Genomic DNA, 21,245 nt, shown 5'->3' with positions numbered 1-21,245 from the left:
TCACGGTGCGCGCGAGAGCGACCGCCCCCCGGTCCGTTCCGGTCTGGTCTGCCGTAATGATGACTGATCTTCGTTCCGCACTCGGAGGGGCCCGGCGGTGACTCCGTCCTCGCGCCGCGACGGGCCGAACCGGACCCCGGACGCGCCAGGACCGCGGGGCGGCAACGCCCCGCGGTCCTGGTCTCGGGCCCGGCCGCCGGGGAGGAGGAGGCGGCCGGGGGAGCGGCCCCGTGAGGGGAGCGGGACCGCTCGATGGCTCAATGGCTCGGCAGCACCGGCTCACCGCGCCGGCGCAGTGTCACCGGCCCTGCGGCGACGGCTCCGGGGCGCCGACGTTCCGGCAGCGCCCCGGCGCCCCCTCGACCGAGTGGCGCCATGGCGCGCCGGCTCGGTGACTCACCCCCCGCGGGGACTCACCACCATCGCGGAGCCGCCGCCCCGGCGTCGGGGTTCGGCCACCGCCGTGACCTGTCCCTTCCCCGTGAACTCCAGCGCCGCCACCGCTCCGATCTCCGGCGCGGGAGTGAACGTCGACGGAGCGAGGACGAACCGCTGGCCGATGGCCTCCAGCGCGCCGCGCTCGGCCGAGTCGAGGAACGCCGGCTCGGCGTCGGTCGTCGTCCGGTTCCGCTGGGAGATGCGCGGCGCGGCGACCGCCTCGGGCAGCGACATCCCCAGGTCGACCCGGTTCACGAGCGTCTGGAGGACCGTGGTGATGATCGTGGAGCCACCGGGGGAGCCGACGGCGATCAGCGGCTGGCCGTCCTGGAGCACGATCGTGGGCGACATGCTGCTGCGGGGGCGCTTGCCGGGACCCGGCAGGTTCGGGTCGGGCACACCCTCCGTCAGCGGGGTGAAATCGAAGTCCGTGAGCTCGTTGTTGAGCAGGAAGCCCCGCCCGGGCACGGTGATCGCCGAACCGCCGGTCTGCTCGATCGTCAGCGTGTACGAGACCACGTTGCCCCACCGGTCGGAGGCCACGAGATGCGTGGTGGAGGGACCTTCGTACGGCTCCGGGGAGCCGATTCCCGGCGTGCAGCCCGCATCCGGGTGGCGAGGATCCGCCGGAGCGAGTGGGCTGGTCAGCGTCGCGTCGGAACGGATCAGGCAGGACCGCGCCTTGGCGAAGTCCTTCGAGAGCAGAGCGGCCGTGGGTACGTCCGAGAAGCGCGGGTCGCCGACCCAGCGGTTCCGGTCCGCGAAGGCGATCCGGCTGGCCTCGAGGTAGGTGTGCAGCGACTGCACCCGGTCGGTGGGCGAAAGGCGGTGGTTCTCAAGGATGTTGAGTGCCTCGCCGACGGTCGTTCCGCCAGAGGAGGACGGGGCCATCGAGTAGACGTCGAGACCCCGGTACGTGGTCCGGGTGGGCGCCCGCTCCACGGTGCGGTAGCCGGCGAGGTCGGCCTGCTCCATGAGTCCGGGCCTGACCACGCGGTTCGCCTCCGGGGCCACCGGCGGGCTCTTCACGGTCTTCACCACATCGCGTCCGATGCCACCGCGGTACATCGCGTCGGTACCGTCATGGGCGAGCTCACGGTAGGTACGAGCGAGGCCCGGATTGCGGAAGCGCGTGCCCACGACGGGGAGTTCGCCGTTCGGCAGGAAGAGTTCCGCCGTGGAGGTGAAGTCCCTGAAGCGTTCCTCGTTCAGCCGCGTCTGCGCACGGAACTCCTCGTTGACGACGAAGCCGTCGGCCGCGAGCCGCGTGGCCGGCCGTAGGGCCTTCGCCAGCGACAGGGTGCCCCAGTCGTCGAGCGCCTTCTCCCAGGTGGCCGGGGTCCCCGGAACACCCACGGAGAGACCGGAGTTGACCGCCTCGTCGAACGGGATCGGCTTGCCCGTCGAGGGGTCGACGAACGAGTCCGCGCGCATCCGGGCCGGGGCGGTCTCGCGGCCGTCGATCGTGCGGACTCTCTTCGTGGCGGCGTCGTAGGAGACGAAGTAGCCGCCGCCCCCGATGCCCGCCGAGTAGGGCTCGACGACCCCGAGCGCGGCAGCGGTCGCGACCGCCGCGTCCACGGCGTTGCCGCCGTGCCGCAGTACCTCGATACCCGCCTGTGAGGCGTACGGGTTCACGCTGGAGACCGCGCCGCCGCTGCCGGTGACGACGGACTGCTTGCCCGGAGGCCGGAGCCCGGACTCGGCCGATGGCGCTCTCTCGTCGGCGACGGAGGAACCGGCGGCGGTCGACACGAGCAGCGGGAGCGCGAGCACGGCCGCAGCCGGGGCGGCGAGCAGGGAACGGCGGATGGGCATGAAGCCTCCGATGGCCTCGGGCGAGGGAATGACAGAACCCTCGCAATCGAAACCGGCACGGGCAACACGTCCCCAGGTTCTTTGCGCAAGATCTGAGGTTCCCCTTCGGTAACAAGGGAGTTCGGATGCGCGGGCCCGGAGGCATCACGGGCCCGCCGCGTCGGTGACGCACGAAAATCACCGATCGCGGGACGGCGCGGTCTGCGTCACGACAGGTCCCGGAGCGCCGTGCACGCGGCCCAGGCGTCCAGGAGCGGCGGGGTCACCGAGCGCCGTCGGCCCGGTCCGTGGGTGACCGCGTACCGTACGGCCGCCGCGCCGGCCTCCGGGAAGGCCGAGCGGAGGAGCGCGACCGCACCCGTGACGAAGGGCGCGGCGGCGCTCGTGCCGCTCAGGACGAGGGGGCGGCCGTCGAGTCCGAGCCCCGGAACGCGGTCGCCGGGGGCACCGACCCCGTGGCGGCCGATGGACATGCCCCGGTTGGACTGAGGCATGGGGTGCCCGGCACGGTCGTACGCGGTCACCGGGATGACCCACGGATGGTCGGTGAGTACGGAGGAGCCCACCCTGCCCTGGTTCCCGGCGGCGACCACGACGATCACGCCGCGGTCGGCCGCGTGGTCGAGGGCCGCCTCCAGGGCGTGGTCGCGGGCACCGGAGGGTGCGGGCTGAGCCATGCTGAGGTTCAGGACATGGACCCCCGCGTCGACGGTCTCCGTGATCGCTTCGGCCAGCTCTCCCGTCCGTACGCCCGACAGGCAGGTCGCGGGACCGCCGTCGGTGGGACGATCCGCGAAGAGGGGCCGGGAGAGGAGAGTGCAGCGGGGGCAGACGCCGCCGCTCCCGGCGATGATCCCGGCGACGGCCGTGCCGTGCGCGCAGCACACGTCGGCGCCGCGGCAGGCTCCCGCACCGGCGGTCGGGCGCAGTTCCCGGACCGGGCGGCCCGCGAACGCGGGGTGGTCCAGGGCGACGCGGCCGTCGATCAGGCCGACCACGACCGACGACCGGCCGGAGGTGTGCGCCATGAGCGGCTTGAGACCGACCAGGTCCAAGGGGTCCATGGGCACCCCTCTCTCTCCCCTGCCACCGGGGTGCGCGAGCGGCTGCCACCGGGGTGCGCGAGCGGCCCAAGGGATCAGAGGCCCTTCGCCCCCGTCAACGGCATGTCTCCATGCACTGGTCGAAGCACTCGAACCACTCGGGCGAGCCCCACGGGTGGTTGTTGTTGCAGTCGGCACGGCATTCCATCGTGCAGTACGACTCCAGCTGCGGGAAGAACCGGTCGCCCTGTGGTCCCGAGACGTCGCCCCGCGTTTCCGGGACCGGGCGCGCGCTCTCGAGTTCGCGCTCGAATCCGGGGATGCGCATCGGACGTCACCCCTTCTCCTTGGGTAGCGGCTGTCAGGCGGTCACCACGTTTCCGAGCACATCCTGTCCACGCAACGCTGCACGCACTGACTGTAGTGGGGTGCGCCCTTGCACTTGTGGCGGCAGACCGGGCGCAGCTCCTCCTCGCAGGTGAAGAACTGAGGACGGAGCAGGTCACCGGTGGGCACGCCGCGTGCCGGCGGTTCGACGGCAAATCCAGGGATACGCATGGCCGTTCGTCTCCTTCTCTCCCGTCGGTCACCGGTCGTAGTAGTCCTGGAACGGGGAGACCAGGAAGGGGAAAAGACCGGCGAGACCGACGCGTACGAAACACTTCTCGACGACATTGGTCTGGCGGTGGGTGTACGAGAAGACGACGGTGACGACGGTCTGTGATCCGGTGCTGAGCCGGGACGGCGAGGCTTCCACCGCGGACAGGACGTACCCCTCTTCGCGCTTCTCGTTGGACTCCTTGTAGATCGCCTGGGACCTCACTGTCAGGTAGTTGAGGGCCCGGCCGGCCGGGTCGGTGCCCGTGTTGTCGCTGAGCTGCAGCAGCTGGTCGAGCAGCGCTCCGGCGCCTCTCTCGAACTCCTTGCGGGAGGTGCCGTCGGGGCGCTCGATCGCCCGGATCAGCTCCTTGCTGTCGAAGGCCCAGATCTTCTCGACGCCGACGACGGGGACGGAGAGACCTTGGCAGGCGCCCGGGGGAGCGATCGGGCCGAGATGACCGACGACCACGGCGAGATCGCGCCTGTCGGAGACTGGGCGCAGGGCCTCCACGAGGTCGTCCAGACCGGCCGGGTCGGTCGGCTCCAGGATGTAGGTGTCGACGCCCTGGACGGAGAGGACGAAGCACATCTGCCGGGCGATGTAGCGGTTCTCCGGTGCGGAGAGCACGCGGTACATCGCGTCGGCGTCGGTGCTGTCGGTCTTGCCGTCGGCGCCCGCCATGTGGAAGAACTCGTGCTGGACGGAGACGTCGGGGAAGACGGCGTGGACGCGGCCCAGCACGTAGACGTAGCCGTGGGCGTTGTCGCCCTTGCCGCTTCCGGCGTCGGGGGAGGCGGCTGTGCAACCGCACCCGGCCTGGGTCACGGTCGGCTCGGCGGCGTGAGTGGCGTGGAGGTTCTCGGGGGCGAGCGCGGGGGCGGCGGGAGCGGGGGGAGCGGGACGTACCTCGGCTTCCGGCGCGGGGCTCGTGGCCGTGACGGTCTCAGTGATCTCGGGGTCCATCAGTCACTCCTCACGCACACTCTGTCGGGCCGTCAGACCGGGGGCGGGTCGGTCCCGCCCCTGGCGCCCTGTCGTGCGGGCGCTCTGCACAGTGCTTCAGAGGTCCTGCCCGCCGCCGATCGTCATCCACCGGTTCAGCGCCTCGGCCCTGCGGCCACAGCCGCCGCAGGGCCGGATCCCCACCGCCGTGGTCACCCGGGCGACGGCGTCGCCCAGCCCGATCTCCGTACCCTCACGCGCGAAGCCGGGAATGCGTACCTGATGGCGGGTCCTGTCGCGGCGGCGGGTGCCACGGGAGTCGCGTGCCGCTCGCTTCCGAGCCGCACTCCGACCGCTCGTTGCACTGTCAACCATCCTGCTCACATCCCGGGGTTGAACCACTCGGCGAACGCCACACGGCGCGCTCCCGCCCCTCACCATTTTCCTCCAGGGGTGCTCCGGCCGCACTCCGATCAGCCTGGACGACGCCGCCCTGCGGCGCGCCGGTGCCGACCGACCCGCAGCGCGTCAATGAGAGGGAGCCTTCGTCGCCTGAACGGGCGTCAATGGAGCGGCTGTTGACCGTCGCGGCATTGCTGCTGGATGTGGTCGATTCCATGCGTTTGTCGTGCGCGTCATGGCAATGGTCGATCAATTTGGGTCGAGGTCGGTCAGTGCGGAGGTTCTCGTTCCAGCAAGGTCACATGGCGTACCCGAACTGACTATTCTCCCCTGCGTGTTGCGCTGCGCTCACAGCGAGTCACCGAACGCTGTGTCGCGCGTGGGCGGAACCTGGCCGCAGGGAGGCGTGACCACCGATGCGATCTCGAACCGACCTGTCGGGGGCACCCATCAGAACACCCGCGCGTGGCATGGCGACGTCCCGACCGCTCCTGTCGGCGTGTCGCATCACCCCCAGTCCACTCATTCCAGACTGTTTAGGGACCCCTCGATGGTTCGTACAGGTTCAACGCCTGGAGGCCTGCGGCGCGCAGCGGCTCCGGCATGGCTAGTCCCCCCCGGTGTTCTGGCCGGGGCCTGCGGCATAGCGCTGATCTTCGTCTCCGCGCAGATACGCACGCCGGTTGCCTGGTGCGGCCTCGTCGCCGTCGTCCTGACGGCCATCATCTCGGCTGAGACGGCGCGCCGGGCGCGCTCGGCGGAGGAGGCCCGACACGCGCGGGCGAGTGCCGAGGTGCAGCAGTACTACGCGCAACGCGAGGCCGCGCTGCTCGGGCGCCTGGCCGATCAGCGCGCCACCACGGTATGGCTCGCGGAAGAGCTCCTCCCCGCGGCCGTCGCCCGGATGCAGAAGGGTGACCCCGCTTCGGAGATCCTGCAGTCCGTCTCGCTCGGGGAACATCTCGACGGCGAGTTCGCCGATGCGCTCCGGCAGGCTCTGCGGACGCTCCTGGAGGCGGTGGAGGCCGAGGAACACACCCGGGACTCCTCCCAGCGGGCTCTGGTGGCGATCGCGCGAAGGGTCCAGGCGATCGTGCATCAGCTCGCCAAGGACCTCCGCGACATGCAGATCCTCCACGGCACGGATCTCGTGGTCTCCCACGGTCTGCAGGCCATCGACCATCGCAACGCCCTGATCGGGCGCCTCGCGGCCAGTGTCGCGGTACTGGGTGACGCCCGTCCGGGGCGCCAGTGGTCGAAGGCGATCCCTCTCTACGACGTCGTACGAGGGGCCATGTCACGCATCGTGGACTATCCCCGCGTGAAACTGCAGTCGGTGACGGAAGTGGCCGTGATCGGCCAGGGCGCCGAGCCGCTGATCCATGTGCTCGCCGAGTTGCTCGACAACGCCACGACCTTCTCGCCGCCGCACACCCCGGTCGAGGTGAGCGCGAGCGAGGTGCCGTCCGGTATCGCCATCGAGATCGAGGACCGTGGGGTCGGGCTCACCGAAGAGGTACGGCAGCGCATCGACCGCATCATGGCGCGGGCGGCGTCCGGCCTCGATCTGGCCGACCTGGGCGAGGCGACGCAGCTCGGCCTGCCCGTCGTCAGCCGACTGGCCCGCGAGAACGGCCTGGATGTCGATCTGCGCACCTCCGCCTATGGCGGAGTACGGGCCGTGGTGCTCGTTCCGCGAAGCATGATCACCACGGTTCAGCAACCTGCCCAGAAGATCCAACCGTTCGCGCCGAAGCACATGGGCGCACCGATCGTGCCGAGGCCGGCGATGACGCGCGATGCCGCAGCAGATTCCGTCGAGGTCAGACAGACCGTCAACGGGCTGCCGCAGCGGCGACGGGAATCGCCCGTCCCCACACCGGTCGTCCGCACGGCGCCCCAGCCCTCCACTGCTCCGGCCGCGTCCCCCGGAGCGACCGGCGCCGCCCGGCAGCCGGGCCTGATGTGGGAGGCGTTCAGCGGGGAGAAGAGACCGGGTACCGACCAGTCCAGCCACACCAGCGAGCCATCAGATGAGGATGAGTAACCGTGACGCCACTGCCAAACATGGACTGGATGCTCAAGGAGCTCGCGGCCAGCGTTCCGTATGTGCGACACGTGGTCGCGCTGTCGTCGGACGGTTTGTGCATCGGTCAAGCGAACACGGAGACCGACACCGCTGACGCCATCGCCGCCGCCTGCTCGGGCATGCAGAGCCTGGCGAAGGCCATCGCGCAGAAGTTCCCGCACGGAGACGGCTCGACGCGCATGGTCGGCATCGAGGTCGACGGCGGCTACTTCTCCCTGATGGCGGCCGGACCCGGGGCCTATCTCGCGGTGCTGGCCGACGAGGAGGTGGACGCGGGGTTGCTCGGCTCCCGTATGCGCACGCTCGTGGTCCGGATCGGCCAGCACATGACCAGTCCGCCTCGGGATGACGTCGGGCAGGCGATGTGACGTCAGAGCACCAGGACACATGGGATGAAGGCAGTCCCGTACCGCTGTACGTCATCTCCGGTGGCCCGGGTTCCTCGGCGAAGGCCTTCAACCTGGTCACCCTCATCACATCGAGGTCGGCACCCGAACCCGCGATGCAGCCCGAGCAGGCCGCGATCCTCAGCATGTGCCAGTACCCGCTGTCGGTGGCAGAGATATCCGCGTATCTCAGTCTTCCGTTCAGCGTCCTCACGGCGCTGCTCTCCAAGCTCGTCGAGGACGGGCGAGTCGAGGCCATTGCTCCTGTTCCCGTCGCTGCGGTCCCCGAACTCGGCCTTCTGGAGGCGGTGATCCATGGACTACGTAATCTCTGACGCACCCGCCGCCGGCCCGCGCAGCACCGACGTGCTGCTGCCGCACGGCGCCAGGGGAGTCAAGGTCGTGATCGTCGGCGGCTTCGGCGTCGGCAAGACGACCATGGTCGGGACGGTGAGCGAGATCTCGCCTCTGACCACCGAGGAAACCATGACGCAGGCCGGCGTCGGGATCGACCACAACCCCGGCGCGGAGGGCAAGAGCACCACCACCGTCGCCATGGACTTCGGCCGTATCAGCATCAACGAGGAGCTGATCCTCTATCTCTTCGGGACGCCGGGGCAGGAGCGCTTCTGGTTCCTGTGGAACGGCATCTTCGAAGGCGCGCTCGGCGCCGTGGTCCTCGTCGACACCCGGAGGATCGAAGTCTGCTTCGAGATCATCACCCGTCTGGAAGACCGCCGCGTCCCCTTCGTCGTGGCCGTCAACACCTTCCCCGAGGCCCCACAGCATCCGATAGCAGCTCTTCGGACTGCTCTGGACCTCAACGAATCCGTGCCCATCGTCACCTGTGACGCGCGCGACCGGTCGTCCTGCCGCGACGCCCTGCTCTCGCTGATGGGCTACCTGTGCACCCTCGCCGCCGCTCAGGAGTCCGCATGACTGTCCCGCCCGCCGACCGCACCACGACAGAATCGGGGCTCGTCCCGCCCCCGGGCTGCCCGGCCCACACCGCCACGGGCGCCGAAGGAGTGACCCGACTCCATGGCGCCGCCGCCGAGACCGACCCCATGGGCCTGTACGAGAAGTTGCGTGCCACCCACGGTCCGGTGGCGCCCGTCCTCCTCGAAGGAGACGTACGCGCCTGGCTCGTTCTCGGATACCTCGAGAACCGTGATGTGGCCACCCGCTCCACCCAGTTCTCCCGTGACCCCCGTACCTGGCACGGCTGGAAGAGCGGCGAGATCGACCCCGAGACCTCACCGCTCGTGCCGATGATCGGCTGGCGTCCCGACTGCGTGTGCGCGGACGGCGAAGAGCACCAGCGTCTGCGTGGCGCCGTCACGGCCAGCCTCAACCAGTTCGACCAACGCGGCATCCGCCGCCACATCACCCGCTTCGCACACCAGCTGATCGACGAGTTCTGCGAAAGCGGCAGGACGGAGCTGGTGGGTCAGTTCACCGAGCCCCTCCCCATGCTCGTCCTCACCCATCTGCTCGGAATGCCGGACGAGGACGGTCCCAAGCTCGTCCATGCCGCCCGTGACCTCTTCAAGGCCACCGAGACGTCGCTCGCCAGCAACGCCTATGTGCTGGAGACGCTCAAGCAGCTCGTCGCCGCCAAGCGCGAGCTGCCCGGGCAGGACATCGCATCCGTGCTGATGGCCCACCCGGCCGGCCTCACCGACGAGGAGGTGCAGCACCACCTGCGCCTCATCCTGCTCGCGGGTTATGAGACGACCGCCAATCTCATGGCCAACGTGCTGCGGATGACGGTCACCGACCCGCGGTTCCGAGGGTCGTTGGCGGGCGGCCAGATGACCCTGCCCGAAGCGGTGGAGCAAGTCCTCTGGGACGAGCCGCCGTTGATGGTGTGTCCGGGTCGCTGGGCCACCGGTGACACCTCGCTCGGAGGCCAGGAGATCAAGGCGGGAGACATGCTCCTGCTCGGCCTGGCCGCCGGCAACGTCGATCAGGCCGTCCGCCAGGACCCCTCGACCCGCGTGCACCACAACCGCGCGCATCTGTCCTTCAGCGCCGGCGCTCATGAGTGCCCCGGCCAGGACATCGGTCGTGTCATCGCCGACACCGGCATCGACATCCTGCTCACCCGGCTTCCGGACATCAGCCTGGCCATCGCCGAGTCGGAGCTCAGCTGGCGCTCCTCCACCTGGGCCCGGCATCTGACGGCGCTGCCCGTGAAGTTCGCCTCCCGCGCCCGGGAAGCCCGCGATCTGCCGGCACCGCTGCCGGCCCCGCCCGCGCCGACCGTCGGCATGCCGATGGCACCCCGCATGCCGGTACTCGAACCCCGCGTCTCGTGGCGGCAGCGGCTGAGGCGGTTGCTGCGGCTGCGATAGGCCTCGTCGGTCGTATCGGGGTCGAGCCCACAGCCGAGGGGCTGCCGAACCGTGTGGTTCGGCAGCCCCTCGCCCGCGAGGCGCCGGCGGCCTCGTGCGTGTACGTCAGGGCACGGTGACGGCGGAGGTCCGTTGTTCGGGGACCGTACTGCCGGCGGGTGCGTAGCGAGGTGCCCCCGAGTACCAGGCGTGGAGGCCGGACAGGAAGCCGCGCGCCCCACCGAGCCACGCCTCCAGCTCGATCCGTTCGCCGTGGTCGAGCCCGGCTTGCCGGACGAGCGAGGGCAGTTCGCTCCGTGTGAGGTGCTCGAAGTGACGCAGTCGGGCGGTCACCAGATCGGCGGCGGCGTGCATCGCTTCCTGGACGGTGAGGTCCAGGGACGTCTCGAGGACGACGACGAGGTTGTTGACGTCGTACTCGTCATGGACTTCCCGCTGGTACGAGGCGATGTCGTTCGCCAGACCCATGTAGTCCATGAAGGCGTCGAGCAAGGCGCTGACGGTCCGGCTGTGCCGGATCCGCTCGGGGATCCGTGCGCCGGTGGAGAGTTCGACGGAGTACGGGGCGGTGTACGCCGCGAAGCTCTCGCGGCGGAACTGGGCGTACTCGATGAGGTCCGGGACGCGGCCGGCGAGGCTGTTGGCCAGTTCCTGAACTCCGGCGTCGATGTACCGCGCCAGGGCCCGGTTGAGCCCCTGCCGCCAGTGCGCGAGCCTCGGGGGGAACAGGCGTTGCTGGAGATCGGCCATTCCCCTTTCGACGGCATTGACGGGCTCCGGCAGCAGGGCGTCCGGCTCCTGCGGCAGGAAGGCGTGCAGACGGGCGGTGAAGACCTGGGCGCCCGCGAGGTTGCCCGTCTGCTTGAACGCGGAGGCGAAGTAGTCGTCCCACGCCAGAGCCCAGAGGTTGAACCGGTGGTTGAGCCGAAGGGCGACGAGCGAGGCATCGGGAAGGGCCCAGGCCGTCAGTTGGTCGACGGCCATGGCGTGGAATGTGGACCGGGTCCAGATCGCCCGGCGTGCGCCCGGTGCTTCGTCGCCCGCCAGCATGCCCATCTCGCGCGCCCACGTCTCGGCCTCCTGGCGCAGGGCCGGCAGGTACGGGTTCACCCGCACCGGGAACGGCATCCGCAGTATCGGGAGTTCGATGTCCTGCACTGTCATGGGATCCCTACCTCCCTGTCGGCAACAAGCGAGGACGTGAGCGCGCTGCACCTTCGAAGGTCGTGTCGGCCGGCCGGCTCGGTGCCGGAGGCTGACACTCCATTACTGTCCCGGGGACGGACGTGGAGCGATTCCCGCCATTTTGCGCCACAAACCTTCCCATCCCGGCCGATCCGCAACCCAGTGCTGCCGCCCTCGGCCTTCGATCAGACCAGTTTGTACAGAATGAAACGATCCTTCTGGTCGGGATTGGCTCAAATTCGATCCCAAAGCTGGCCATGATCGGCCACTAACCGCCAGTCGGTGCGCTTCGACAGACATCGCACAGGCCCACGACAGGCCCAACTCCGCGTGTCGGTAACTGCGTCGACGCGTTGAGACTCTTGATGCCTGGGGGCCGGAAGCTGCGCACGGATCGAGCCTTCGGGACGCGTACCTCACCACCCGGCCCCTTCGTCGCACCGGCTCCACGACCAGGAAGAGAAGCCGAAGAAGTGAACCTGCCACTCACGCCCCACCGACGTCTCGTCGCGAGCGCCACCCTCATGGCCGCGCTCGTGGCCGGTTTCGCCCCCGCCCCCAGCGCGTCCGCCGCGCCCCTCCATGCCGCCGCCCCCGCGAAGAGCGCCGACCGCACGGTTCCCGCGCCCGACATGGAGGGTGTGGTCGGGGCGCTGAACGCGGCCATGGCCAACGGGGCACCGGGCGCGATGGCCCGGTTCACCGGCCCCGACGGCACCCGGACAGGAGCCGTGGGAGTCCGTGACCGCTTCTCGGGCGCGCCCATGGACACCAGGGCACGCTTCCGGATCGGGAGCGTCAGCAAGACCTTCTCCAGCGTCGTCCTGCTCCAGTTGGTGGACGAGGGCAAGGTGGAGCTCGACGCTCCGGTGAACCGCTACCTGCCGGGCCTGCTTCCCGACGAACGGATCACGGTACGGCACCTGTTGACGCACCGCAGCGGGTTGCCGGACTACACCGAGAAGATGTTCGCGCAGACGGTTCCCGGCTTCGAGGCCGTACGGAACCGGGTGTTCGCCCACCGGGAGCTGGTGAACCTCTCCCTGGCCGAGCCGCGCACCATCGAGCCCGGCGCGGCCTACGCGTATTCGAACACCAACTTCGTGGTGGTCGGCATGCTCATCGAGAAGGCCACCGGCAACCCGGTCGCCAAGGAGTACGAGCGCCGCATCTTCAAGCCGCTCCGGCTGCGCAACACCTCCTACGTGCACCCCGACACCCGGATCAAGGGACTGCACGTGCGCGGCTACCTCCATCCCGACGAAGCCGGTGCACCCCTCGTCGACTCCACGGAACAGACCGCGTCCTGGGCGCAGTCGGCAGGGGCCGTCATCTCCAACCCCGCTGACCTGAACACCTTCACGACCGCGCTGATGCGCGGCAAGCTGCTGTCGCCGCGCATGACGGAGGCCATGACCACGGTCACTCCGACGGACACGACCGGTACCCGCTTCTACGGGCTCGGCCTGCGCCGCTACGACCTGACCTGCGGCACCCAGGTGTACGGCCACACCGGCACCGTGCAGGGCTTCTACACGTACGCCTTCGCGACCCGGGACGGCCGGCGCAGCCTCGCCGCGACGGCGAACACCTCGAACCACGGCGCCGCCAATACGGCACTCGGCGGGACGCTGGAGGCCGCGTTCTGCGGCAAGAAGCCGGCGACGGCGCGCGGGTTCGCGGCGCTGCCGAAGGCGGAGCAGGACCTGCCCGAACGCCGCTGAGTGGACGAGGGCGGCGAGGCCAGGGCCTCCGCACACGGCGTCGCCGCCCTCCCTCCCCGAGGTGCGCCCGCCCGCCAATCGGTGGGACGCGTGCCTCGAACGGGTGAGGTGAGGGCACCGTCGCCCGCGTTCGCGGCCCGCGGTGCCAGAGGATCGCTGACGGTTCGGTGGACCGTCCTCCCGGGGACATGACGTCCACAGCAACCCGGAAGGGCCGCCATGCGCATTCTGCTCATCGCCAGCAGCTTCAACAGCCTCACGCAGCGCGTCCTGGTCGAGCTGCGGGACCGCGGGCACACCGTTCCCGTGGACGTCACGCCCGACGGGGCCGCCGTGCGGGACGCCGTCGCGCGCCACGCGCCCGACCTGGTCGTCGCCCCGATGCTGAAGGCCGTCGTGCCCAGGGACGTGTGGGCCGCGCACCGTTGTCTGATCGTGCACCCGGGCCCGGTGGGTGACCGCGGCCCGTCCTCACTGGACCGGGCGATCCAAGAAGGTGTCGACGAGTGGGGCGTCACCGTCCTCCAGGCCGACGGGGAGATGGACGCCGGCGATGTCTGGGCGTCCGTCGCCTTCCACGTACCGGAGGTCGGCAAGAGCGATCTGTACCGCAACGAGCTCTCCGACGCCGCCGTGGCCGCCGTGCTCCTCGCCGTCGAGCGGGTCGCCGCCGGGGACACGCCACAGCCGCAGACCGGCGCGATCCGCGCCCGTCCCGCTCTCCGCCAGGAGCAGCGCGCGATCTCCTGGGGCGACGACACCACCGACACCGTTCTGCGCATCCTGCGGGCCGCCGACTCCCAGCCCGGGGTCCGTGACCACCTGCTCGGCGCGGAGTGGTTCCTGCACGGCGGTCACGCCGAGGACGGCCTGCGTGGCCGGCCCGGCGAGCTGCTCGCGACCCGGGCGGGCGCGGTCTGCCGCGCCACGGTCGACGGCGCCGTCTGGATCCCCGAACTCCGCGCCCGCACCGGGACCGGTCGACCGCGTGCCTGCAAGCTCCCCGCGACCCTGGCCCTCGCGGGGCGGTTGCCGGAACTCCCCGAACTCCCGGCGCCCGCACAGCCGGTACGGGACGGGCGGAGCTGGTCCGACATCCGGTACCGGGAGGAGGGACCGGTCGGGGTTCTGTCCTTCGCGTTCCCCGGCGGAGCGGTGAGTACCGACCAGTGCCGCCGCCTGCTGGACGCCTACGAGGCGGCCCTCACGCGTCCCACCTCCGTGCTCGTGCTCGGCGGGCGGCGCGACTTCTTCTCCAACGGTATCCACCTGAACGTCATCGAGGCCGCGGACGACCCGGCCGCCGAGTCCTGGGCCAACATCAACGCGATGAACGACCTGGTCGAGGCCGTCCTCACCACCACCGACCGGCTGGTCGTCAGCGCGATCGGCGGCAACGCCGCCGCCGGCGGGGTGATGCTCGCCCTCGCCGCCGACGAGGTCTGGTGCCGTTCGGGTTCGGTGCTCAATCCGCACTACCGGCGCATGGGCCTGTACGGCTCGGAGTACTGGACCTACACCCTGCCCCGCAAGGTGGGAGCGGCCCTGGCCGCGCGACTCACCGAGGAGGCCCGGCCCGTGTCCGCGGCGGCGGCGCTCGACATGGGTCTCGTCGACCGGGTCGTCGACTGCGGGCCCGGCGAGTTCGCCGGCGAAATCACCCGGTTGGCCGCCCACCTGGCATCCCGTCCCGGTCTACCGCTGCGCGTCGCGGAGAAGAAGACGGAGCACGAGCGCCGGGAGTCCGTCACCCCCCTTGCAGCCCACCGCGAGCAGGAGCTCGCCCGGATGCGGAGGATCTTCGACGATCCCACCGCGCCCTACCACGCACTGCGCCGGGCCTTCACCCGAAAGGAGTCCCCGCGCGCGCCGTCCCCGTACGGCCCAGGTGCGGACGCGGCGGGATCCGCCGACTGTTAAGCAAGACGTGGGCCCGAAAAGACGGCCCTTCGCCCCATCCCTCCTCAGGAGGCGACTCATGAGTGCAGTAACGCCGGCCCCGGTCGAGGATCAGGGCGCCGCCCCCGGCAGCGAAGAGAAGCCGATCCACATTCTCTGGATCAACGCGGGTCTGAGCTGCGACGGCGACTCCGTGGCCCTGACCGCTGCCATGCAGCCCAGCATCGAGGAGATCGCCCTCGCCGGGCTGCCGGGACTGCCCCGGATCGCGGTCCACTGGCCACTGATCGACTTCGAGTGCGGCCCCGTGGGCGGCGCCGACACGTTCATCGAGTGGTTCTTCAAGGGGGAGCGCGGCGAGATCGACCCGTTCGTGCTCGTCGTCGAGGGCTCGATCCCGAACGAGGCCATCAAGCAGGAGGGCTACTGGTGCGGCTTCGGGGACAACCCGGAGACCGGCCAGCCCATCACCACCAGCGAGTGGATCGACCGGCTGGCGCCGAAGGCGCTCGCGGTCGTCGCGATCGGCACCTGCGCCACGTACGGCGGCATCCACGCCATGGCGGGGAACCCGACCGGCGCGATGGGTGTGCCGGACTATCTCGGCTGGGACTGGAAGTCCCATGCCGGCATCCCGATCGTGTGCGTGCCCGGCTGCCCCATCCAGCCGGACAACTTCGCGGAGACCCTGACGTACCTGCTCTACCAGGCCGCCGGCTCCGCTCCCATGATCCCGCTGGACGACAAGCTCCGTCCGACCTGGCTGTTCGGCGCGACCGTGCACGAGGGCTGCGACCGGGCCGGCTACTACGAGCAGGGCCAGTTCGCCTCGACGTACGACTCGCCCAAGTGCCTGGTCAAGCTGGGCTGCTGGGGACCGGTCGTCAAGTGCAACGTCCCCAAGCGCGGCTGGATGAACGGCATCGGCGGCTGCCCGAACGTCGGCGGCATCTGTATCGCCTGCACGATGCCCGGCTTCCCGGACAAGTTCATGCCGTTCATGGACGAGCCTCCCGGCGGCAAGGTCTCCAGCACCGCCAGCGGCGTGTACGGCTCCGTCATCCGCCGCCTGCGGACCATCACGGCGAGGACCGTGGACAAGGAGCCGAAGTGGCGGCACACCGGCGAGCGCATCACCACCGGCTACCGGCCTCCCTGGTGACCGTCAGGTCACCCCACCCCGCTGCACCAACAGACCCCCATCCACTCCACTGTTCGCGAAGTCGAAGAGCTCACGAAGGGCACCACAACGACCATGGCACCTCCGGCGAAGACGACGGGTGACGGCTCCGGACTTGTGGAGATGGCCTGGGATCCCATCACCCGGATCGTGGGCAGCCTCGGCATCCACACCAAGATCGATTTCAAGCAGAAGCGCGTCGCGGAGTGCTACAGCACGTCCTCCGTCTTCCGCGGCTACAGCGTCTTCATGCGGGGCAAGGACCCCCGCGACGCGCACTTCATCACCAGCCGCATCTGCGGCATCTGTGGCGACAACCACGCCACCTGCTCCGTGTACGCGCAGAACATGGCGTACGGAGTGAAGCCGCCGCACCTCGGTGAGTGGATCATCAACCTCGGCGAGTCCGCGGAGTACATGTTCGACCACAACATCTTCCAGGAGAACCTGGTCGGGGTCGACTACTGCGAGAAGATGGTCCGCGAGACCAACCCCGGGGTCCTGGAGCTTGCCGAGCGCACCGAAGCCCCACACGCCGCCGAGCACGGCTACCGCACGATCGCCGACATCATGCGGTCCCTCAACCCCCTCGAGGGCGAGTTCTACCGCGAGGCGCTCCAGGTCAGCCGCTACACCCGCGAGATGTTCTGTCTGATGGAGGGGCGCCACGTCCACCCCTCCACGCTCTACCCGGGCGGTGTCGGCACGGTCGCGTCGGTGCAGCTGTTCACCGACTACATGAGCCGTCTCATGCGGTACGTGGAGTTCATGAAGCGTGTCGTCCCGCTCCACGACGACCTCTTCGACTTCTTCTACGAGGCGCTGCCCGGCTACGAGGAGGTCGGCCGCCGCCGTGTGCTGCTCGGCTGCTGGGGCGCGCTCAACGACCCCGAGCACTGCGACTTCACCTACGCCAACATGACCGACTGGGGACGGAAGATGTTCGTCACCCCGGGCGTCGTCGTCGACGGCAAGCTGGTGACCAACGACCTCACCGAGATCAACCTCGGCATCCGCATCCTGCTCGGCAGCTCGTACTACGAGGACTGGCAGGGGCAGGAACAGTTCGTCACCCATGACCCGCTGGGCAACCCGGTCGACCCGCGGCACCCCTGGAACCAGCACACCATCCCGGCCCCGCAGAAGCGGAACTTCGACGACAAGTACAGCTGGGTCATGTCCCCGCGCTGGTTCGACGGCAAGGACCACCTCGCGCTGGACACCGGCGGCGGCCCCATCGCCCGCCTGTGGTCCACCGCGCTGTCCGGCCTCGTCGACATCGGCTACGTCAAGGCCACCGGGCACAGCGTCGTCATCAACCTGCCCCGCACGATGACCAAGCCGGAGACCACCTTCGAGTGGAAGATCCCGAAGTGGAGCAACGCCCTGGAGCGCAACCGCGCCCGGACCTACTTCCAGGCGTACGCGGCCGCCGTCGCCCTGCACTGCGCCGAGAAGGGCCTGGAGGAGGTCCGCGCCGGACGCACCCAGACGTGGGAGAAGTTCGAGGTGCCGGACGAGTCGATCGGCGTCGGTTTCACCGAGGCCGTCCGCGGTGTCCTCTCGCACCACATGGTCATCCGGGACGGCAAGATCGCCAACTACCACCCCTATCCGCCCACCCCGTGGAACGCCTCCACCCGGGACACGTTCGGCACCCCCGGTCCGTACGAGGACGCCGTGCAGAACACCCCGATCTTCGAGGAGAACACGCCCGAGAACTTCAAGGGCATCGACATCATGCGCGCCGTGCGCAGCTTCGACCCCTGTCTGCCGTGCGGCGTCCACATGTACACGGGCAACGGCAGGACCGTGAAGCAGATGCACGTGCCCACCGGCCTGAGCGGTCTGGCCGGATGAGCGCGACCACCGCCGAACAGGCGGGCCGACGGGTCGAGGAGGTCCTGGACCGGCTGGCGGAGAACGGGGACGCCGAGGCCTGCGCGGCGGCCGAGGAAGTCGTACGCGTCCTCATGGAGTTCTACGGCAGCGGCATCGCCCGCGTCGTCGACCTCCTCGGGCGCCCCGCCGCCCGTCCGCCGGCCGACCCGTTGGGTCCGCTGCTCGCGGACGAACTCGTCGCGAGCCTGCTCAATCTGCACGGACTGCATCCCGAGGACGCGCCGACCCGGATCGACCGGGCCCTGTCCGCGCTGCCGCAGCCCGTGGACAACGCCGGATTCGACGTGGCGACAGGGGTGTTGAGGCTGCGGGTCACCGCCTCGTCCGGCTGCGGCTGCCCCAGCACCCAGGAGTCCGTCCGTCAGGCGGCCGTAGACGCCCTCGCGTGCTTCGCCCCGGAGGTGACCGACGTCGAGCTGGAGACCGCCGCTCCGCGCGAGCCCGCGCTGCTCCAGATCGCCACCCGTCCGTCGCTCGCGGGCGCGGACGACCGCTCGTCGGCGGCCTTGTGAACGGGCCGCCGAACGGCTCCGTGCGGTCCACGAGGCCCACGGGCCTGCGCCGGTTCACCACTCCGCGTCCGCCCCGCGAGGAGCGCTGCGAACTGTGCGGGGTCCAGCTGGCCGGTGAGCGTCACCGGCATCTGGTGGACATCGACAAGCGGGCCCTGGTCTGCGCCTGCGGTCCGTGCTCGCAGCTCATGGACCGCTCCGGCGCCTCCCCGGGGCGCTTCCGGGCGGTCCCCGGCCGCTTCCTGAGCGACCCCGGCCACCGGATCGACGACCAGGCGTGGGAGACGCTGCGGATCCCGGTCTCGGTCGCCTTCTTCTTCCGCAACTCCGCCCTCGACCGGCCGGTGGCGCTCTACCCCAGCCCCGCCGGCGCCACCGAGAGCGAACTCGAGGAAGACGCCTGGCGGTCCGTCCTCGATGCCACTCGGCTCGCCGCCCACCTCGAACCCGACGTGGAGGCCCTGCTGCTGCGACGCCACGAGGGCCGCACGGAGTGCTTCCTCGTGCCCATCGACCTCTGCTACGAGCTGGTTGGCCGCATGCGACTGCACTGGCAGGGCTTCGACGGAGGCGCGGAGGCCCGCGCCGACCTGGACGCCCTCTTCACCCACGTACGCGGCCTGGCACGCGAGCCGCAGGGGAGCCGGCCGTGACCGAGTTCTCCTTCAGCTGCACCGACGTCCGCGCCGACGCCTACGCGGCGGGACCCACGCTCGTGTTCCGGCTGCGGATCACCGCAACCGGCGGCACCCGGGTCCACGCCATGGCCCTGCGCTGCCAGATCCGCATCGAACCCGCCCGGCGCGGCTACGACGACGTCGAGGCCGAGGCCCTGGCGGACCTCTTCGGCGAACGTTCCCGGTGGGGCAGCAGCCTCAACCCGGTCCAGTTCGCCCAGGCCTCCGTCATGGTGCCCGGCTTCACCGGCGAGATCGAGACCGACCTCGTCGTCCCGTGCACCTACGACACCGACATCGCCGCGTCGCGCTACTTCCGGGCCCTCTCCGACGGTGACGTACCGCTGCTCCTGCTCTTCTCCGGCACCGCCTTCACCGGCGCCGGCGGCTTCAACGTCGAGCCCGTGCCCTGGGACAGGGAGGTCGCGTACCGGATGCCCGTGAAGGTCTGGCGGGAGATGATCGACCAGCACTTCCCCGGCTGCGGATGGATCCGGCTCCCGGGCGACGCGATGGACTCCCTGCTCGCCTACCGCTCCCGCCGGGCCCTCCCGTCCTGGCAGGCCACCGTCGAGTCCCTGCTCGAAGCGGCGGGGGAGAGGACACGATGACCACCGTCGCCTTCACCCCCGGCACCGAGGCGCGGTTCGCCGTCGCCCGGCACGTCGCGGACGCCGTCCTCTTCGAGGGGTACGTGCTCTACCCGTACCGTGCGTCCGCCGCGAAGAACCGGCTCCGCTGGCAGTTCGGGGTCCTGGTGCCGCCGTCCTGGAGCGCCGCCGCCGAGGAGCACGACTTCCAGCTCACCGAGTGCCTGATGGAGCCCAGGACCGGCGCCGAACTCGCCGTGGAGGTCCGCTTCCTGCGCGCCCAGCGGCGTACCGTCGAGGAACTCCGCGAGGACGGCACCTTCGCTCCGACCGGCGAACTGCGCCTGCCCGACCGGGTTCTGGTGGCCTGGGACGAGGGCGTCGAGGAGCGCGTCACCCTCGTCGTCCCCGTCGGCGAACTGAGGGGCGACGGTACCGCCCTGCCCTTCACCCGCCCGGCCGCCGAGGAGGTGGAGGAGGTCACCGGCGCCGACGGACGCGTCCTCGGCCGTCTGGTACGCCGACGCGAGGAGATCAGCGGCACCCTGCGGATCTCGGCGGCCGAACTCGACGGCCCGTACCGCGTCGAGCGCCTCTCGGTCACGGTGGAGAACACCAGCACGTGGACCGCCGAGCGGGAGACGGACCGCCACGCGGCGCTGCCGTACTCCCTCGTCGCCACGCATACGCTGCTCCGCCTCGACGGCGGGTCGTTCCTGTCGATGACCGACCCGCCGGAATGGGCCAAGGGCGCCGTCGCCGCCTGCCGCAACCTGCACACCTGGCCCGTCCTGGCCGGCGAACCCGGCCGCGACGACCTGATGCTTTCCTCACCGATCATCCTCGAGGACCACCCGGCCATCGCACCGGAGAGCCCCGGCGCCCTCTACGACGCCACCGAGATCGACGAGATCCTCGCCCTGCGCACCGCCGCCCTCACCGACGAGGAGAAGCGCGAAGCCAGGGGCACCGACGCCCGCGCCGCGGCCGTGATCGAGCTGGCGGACACCATGCCGCCCGAGGTCCTCGAGCGTCTGCACGGAGCGGTACGCAGCCTCCGGAGCGTCACCGGACCCAAGGAACCGGCCGGCGGCGTCCTCGAACCGGACACCCCCTGGTGGGACCCGGGCGGCGACACGAGCGTCGATCCGGGGCGCGATCACGTCCTCGTCGACGGACACGCGGTCCGCGCGGGCAGCAGGGTCCTCCTGCGCCCAGGGCTGCGGCACACCGACGCCCAGGACCTGTTCCTCGACGGGCGTGCCGCTCTCGTCGAGGCGGTGCTGCACGACGTCGACGGCGGGGTCCACATCGCCGTGACCGTGGAGGACGACCCGGGAGCCGACATCCGCCGCGAACAGGGCCGGTTCCTCTACTTCCAGCCCGACGAGGTCGAAGCACTGGAGGACGTGTGAACGGGCCCGCACCCGACGCCTCGGCGCCCGCTACGGCCGGCGGCCACGAAGCCCGCACCGCCCAGCCAGGCGCGGGCCGCGTCCT

Annotated in this window: 18 protein-coding genes; 13 read left to right on the top strand and 5 right to left on the bottom strand. The window is 70.4% G+C overall.

Going from position 1 to position 21,245, the window contains the following annotated elements; genetic code table 11:
* Positions 1-396 precede the first annotated feature (396 nt).
* From ggt to ACZ561_RS10965, 4 genes are all read right to left on the bottom strand, one after another.
* On the bottom strand, positions 397-2,256 hold the full coding sequence (ggt, locus tag ACZ561_RS10980) for a gamma-glutamyltransferase (RefSeq protein ID WP_470992306.1): 1,860 nt from the start codon (positions 2,254-2,256) through the stop codon (positions 397-399).
* A 206-nt stretch (positions 2,257-2,462) separates the two neighbouring features.
* Complete coding sequence (locus ACZ561_RS10975) at positions 2,463-3,320, bottom strand: S8 family peptidase (RefSeq protein ID WP_470992304.1); 858 nt, start codon at positions 3,318-3,320, stop codon at positions 2,463-2,465.
* A gap of 94 nt (positions 3,321-3,414) precedes the next feature.
* A complete protein-coding gene (locus ACZ561_RS10970; protein WP_376432436.1) occupies positions 3,415-3,627 on the bottom strand; it encodes a hypothetical protein in 213 nt (70 codons plus the stop codon).
* A 258-nt stretch (positions 3,628-3,885) separates the two neighbouring features.
* Positions 3,886-4,863 carry a cyanobactin maturation protease PatG family protein gene (locus tag ACZ561_RS10965; RefSeq protein WP_470992302.1) on the bottom strand — a complete coding sequence of 326 codons (978 nt, stop codon included), beginning with the start codon at positions 4,861-4,863 and terminating at the stop codon, positions 3,886-3,888.
* Positions 4,864-5,650: 787 nt separating this feature from the next.
* On the opposite strand from ACZ561_RS10965, the gene ACZ561_RS10960 reads away from it, so the two are divergent.
* From ACZ561_RS10960 to ACZ561_RS10940, 5 genes are read left to right on the top strand one after another with little or no spacing between them, the layout of a single operon-like run.
* Positions 5,651-7,291 carry an ATP-binding protein gene (locus tag ACZ561_RS10960; protein WP_470992300.1) on the top strand — a complete coding sequence of 547 codons (1,641 nt, stop codon included), beginning with the start codon at positions 5,651-5,653 and terminating at the stop codon, positions 7,289-7,291.
* A 20-nt stretch (positions 7,292-7,311) separates the two neighbouring features.
* Complete coding sequence (locus tag ACZ561_RS10955; protein WP_470992298.1) at positions 7,312-7,701, top strand: roadblock/LC7 domain-containing protein; 390 nt, start codon at positions 7,312-7,314, stop codon at positions 7,699-7,701.
* Positions 7,698-8,054: a DUF742 domain-containing protein gene (locus ACZ561_RS10950; RefSeq protein WP_329112769.1), complete on the top strand. Its 357-nt coding sequence runs from the start codon at positions 7,698-7,700 to the stop codon at positions 8,052-8,054. Before ACZ561_RS10955 ends, ACZ561_RS10950 begins: the two co-directional genes overlap by 4 nt.
* A complete protein-coding gene (locus tag ACZ561_RS10945) occupies positions 8,035-8,658 on the top strand; it encodes a GTP-binding protein (protein WP_470992295.1) in 624 nt (207 codons plus the stop codon). The genes ACZ561_RS10950 and ACZ561_RS10945 overlap by 20 nt, the downstream gene beginning before the upstream one ends.
* Positions 8,655-10,076 (top strand): cytochrome P450, encoded by a 1,422-nt coding sequence (locus tag ACZ561_RS10940; protein WP_470992292.1) that lies wholly within the window; start codon positions 8,655-8,657, stop codon positions 10,074-10,076. Before ACZ561_RS10945 ends, ACZ561_RS10940 begins: the two co-directional genes overlap by 4 nt.
* A 105-nt stretch (positions 10,077-10,181) precedes the next feature.
* Here the strand turns inward: ACZ561_RS10940 and ACZ561_RS10935 are convergent, their stop codons facing one another.
* A complete protein-coding gene (locus ACZ561_RS10935) occupies positions 10,182-11,240 on the bottom strand; it encodes a terpene synthase family protein (RefSeq protein WP_470992289.1) in 1,059 nt (352 codons plus the stop codon).
* A gap of 545 nt (positions 11,241-11,785) precedes the next feature.
* Between ACZ561_RS10935 and ACZ561_RS10930 the strand changes: the two genes are divergently transcribed.
* The 8 genes from ACZ561_RS10930 to ACZ561_RS10895 all read left to right on the top strand — a co-directional run bounded on the left by ACZ561_RS10930 (position 11,786) and on the right by ACZ561_RS10895 (position 21,160).
* A complete protein-coding gene (locus ACZ561_RS10930) occupies positions 11,786-12,985 on the top strand; it encodes a serine hydrolase domain-containing protein (protein WP_470992986.1) in 1,200 nt (399 codons plus the stop codon).
* A gap of 219 nt (positions 12,986-13,204) precedes the next feature.
* Positions 13,205-14,905: an enoyl-CoA hydratase-related protein gene (locus ACZ561_RS10925; protein WP_470992286.1), complete on the top strand. Its 1,701-nt coding sequence runs from the start codon at positions 13,205-13,207 to the stop codon at positions 14,903-14,905.
* Between the two features lie 58 nt (positions 14,906-14,963).
* Positions 14,964-16,046 (top strand): NADH-quinone oxidoreductase subunit B family protein, encoded by a 1,083-nt coding sequence (locus ACZ561_RS10920; RefSeq protein ID WP_470992283.1) that lies wholly within the window; start codon positions 14,964-14,966, stop codon positions 16,044-16,046.
* Between the two features lie 93 nt (positions 16,047-16,139).
* Positions 16,140-17,924, top strand: a complete 1,785-nt coding sequence (locus ACZ561_RS10915; RefSeq protein WP_470992280.1) for a nickel-dependent hydrogenase large subunit — start codon at positions 16,140-16,142, stop codon at positions 17,922-17,924.
* Positions 17,921-18,478 (top strand): hypothetical protein, encoded by a 558-nt coding sequence (locus tag ACZ561_RS10910; RefSeq protein WP_470992277.1) that lies wholly within the window; start codon positions 17,921-17,923, stop codon positions 18,476-18,478. The genes ACZ561_RS10915 and ACZ561_RS10910 overlap by 4 nt, the downstream gene beginning before the upstream one ends.
* Positions 18,479-18,498: 20 nt before the next feature.
* Entirely contained in the window at positions 18,499-19,131 is a 633-nt protein-coding gene (locus tag ACZ561_RS10905) for a DUF5947 family protein (protein WP_470992275.1), read from the top strand.
* Positions 19,128-19,766 (top strand): DUF6084 family protein, encoded by a 639-nt coding sequence (locus ACZ561_RS10900; protein WP_470992272.1) that lies wholly within the window; start codon positions 19,128-19,130, stop codon positions 19,764-19,766. Before ACZ561_RS10905 ends, ACZ561_RS10900 begins: the two co-directional genes overlap by 4 nt.
* The gene (locus tag ACZ561_RS10895) at positions 19,763-21,160 is read left to right on the top strand and encodes a hypothetical protein (RefSeq protein WP_470992269.1); all 1,398 of its coding nucleotides are present in this window, start codon (positions 19,763-19,765) and stop codon (positions 21,158-21,160) included. Before ACZ561_RS10900 ends, ACZ561_RS10895 begins: the two co-directional genes overlap by 4 nt.
* The last annotated feature ends 85 nt before the right edge of the window (positions 21,161-21,245 follow it).

Source organism: Streptomyces sp. NPDC039609 (assembly GCF_055596705.1).
This window is presented reverse-complemented; position numbering and strand designations above follow the sequence as displayed.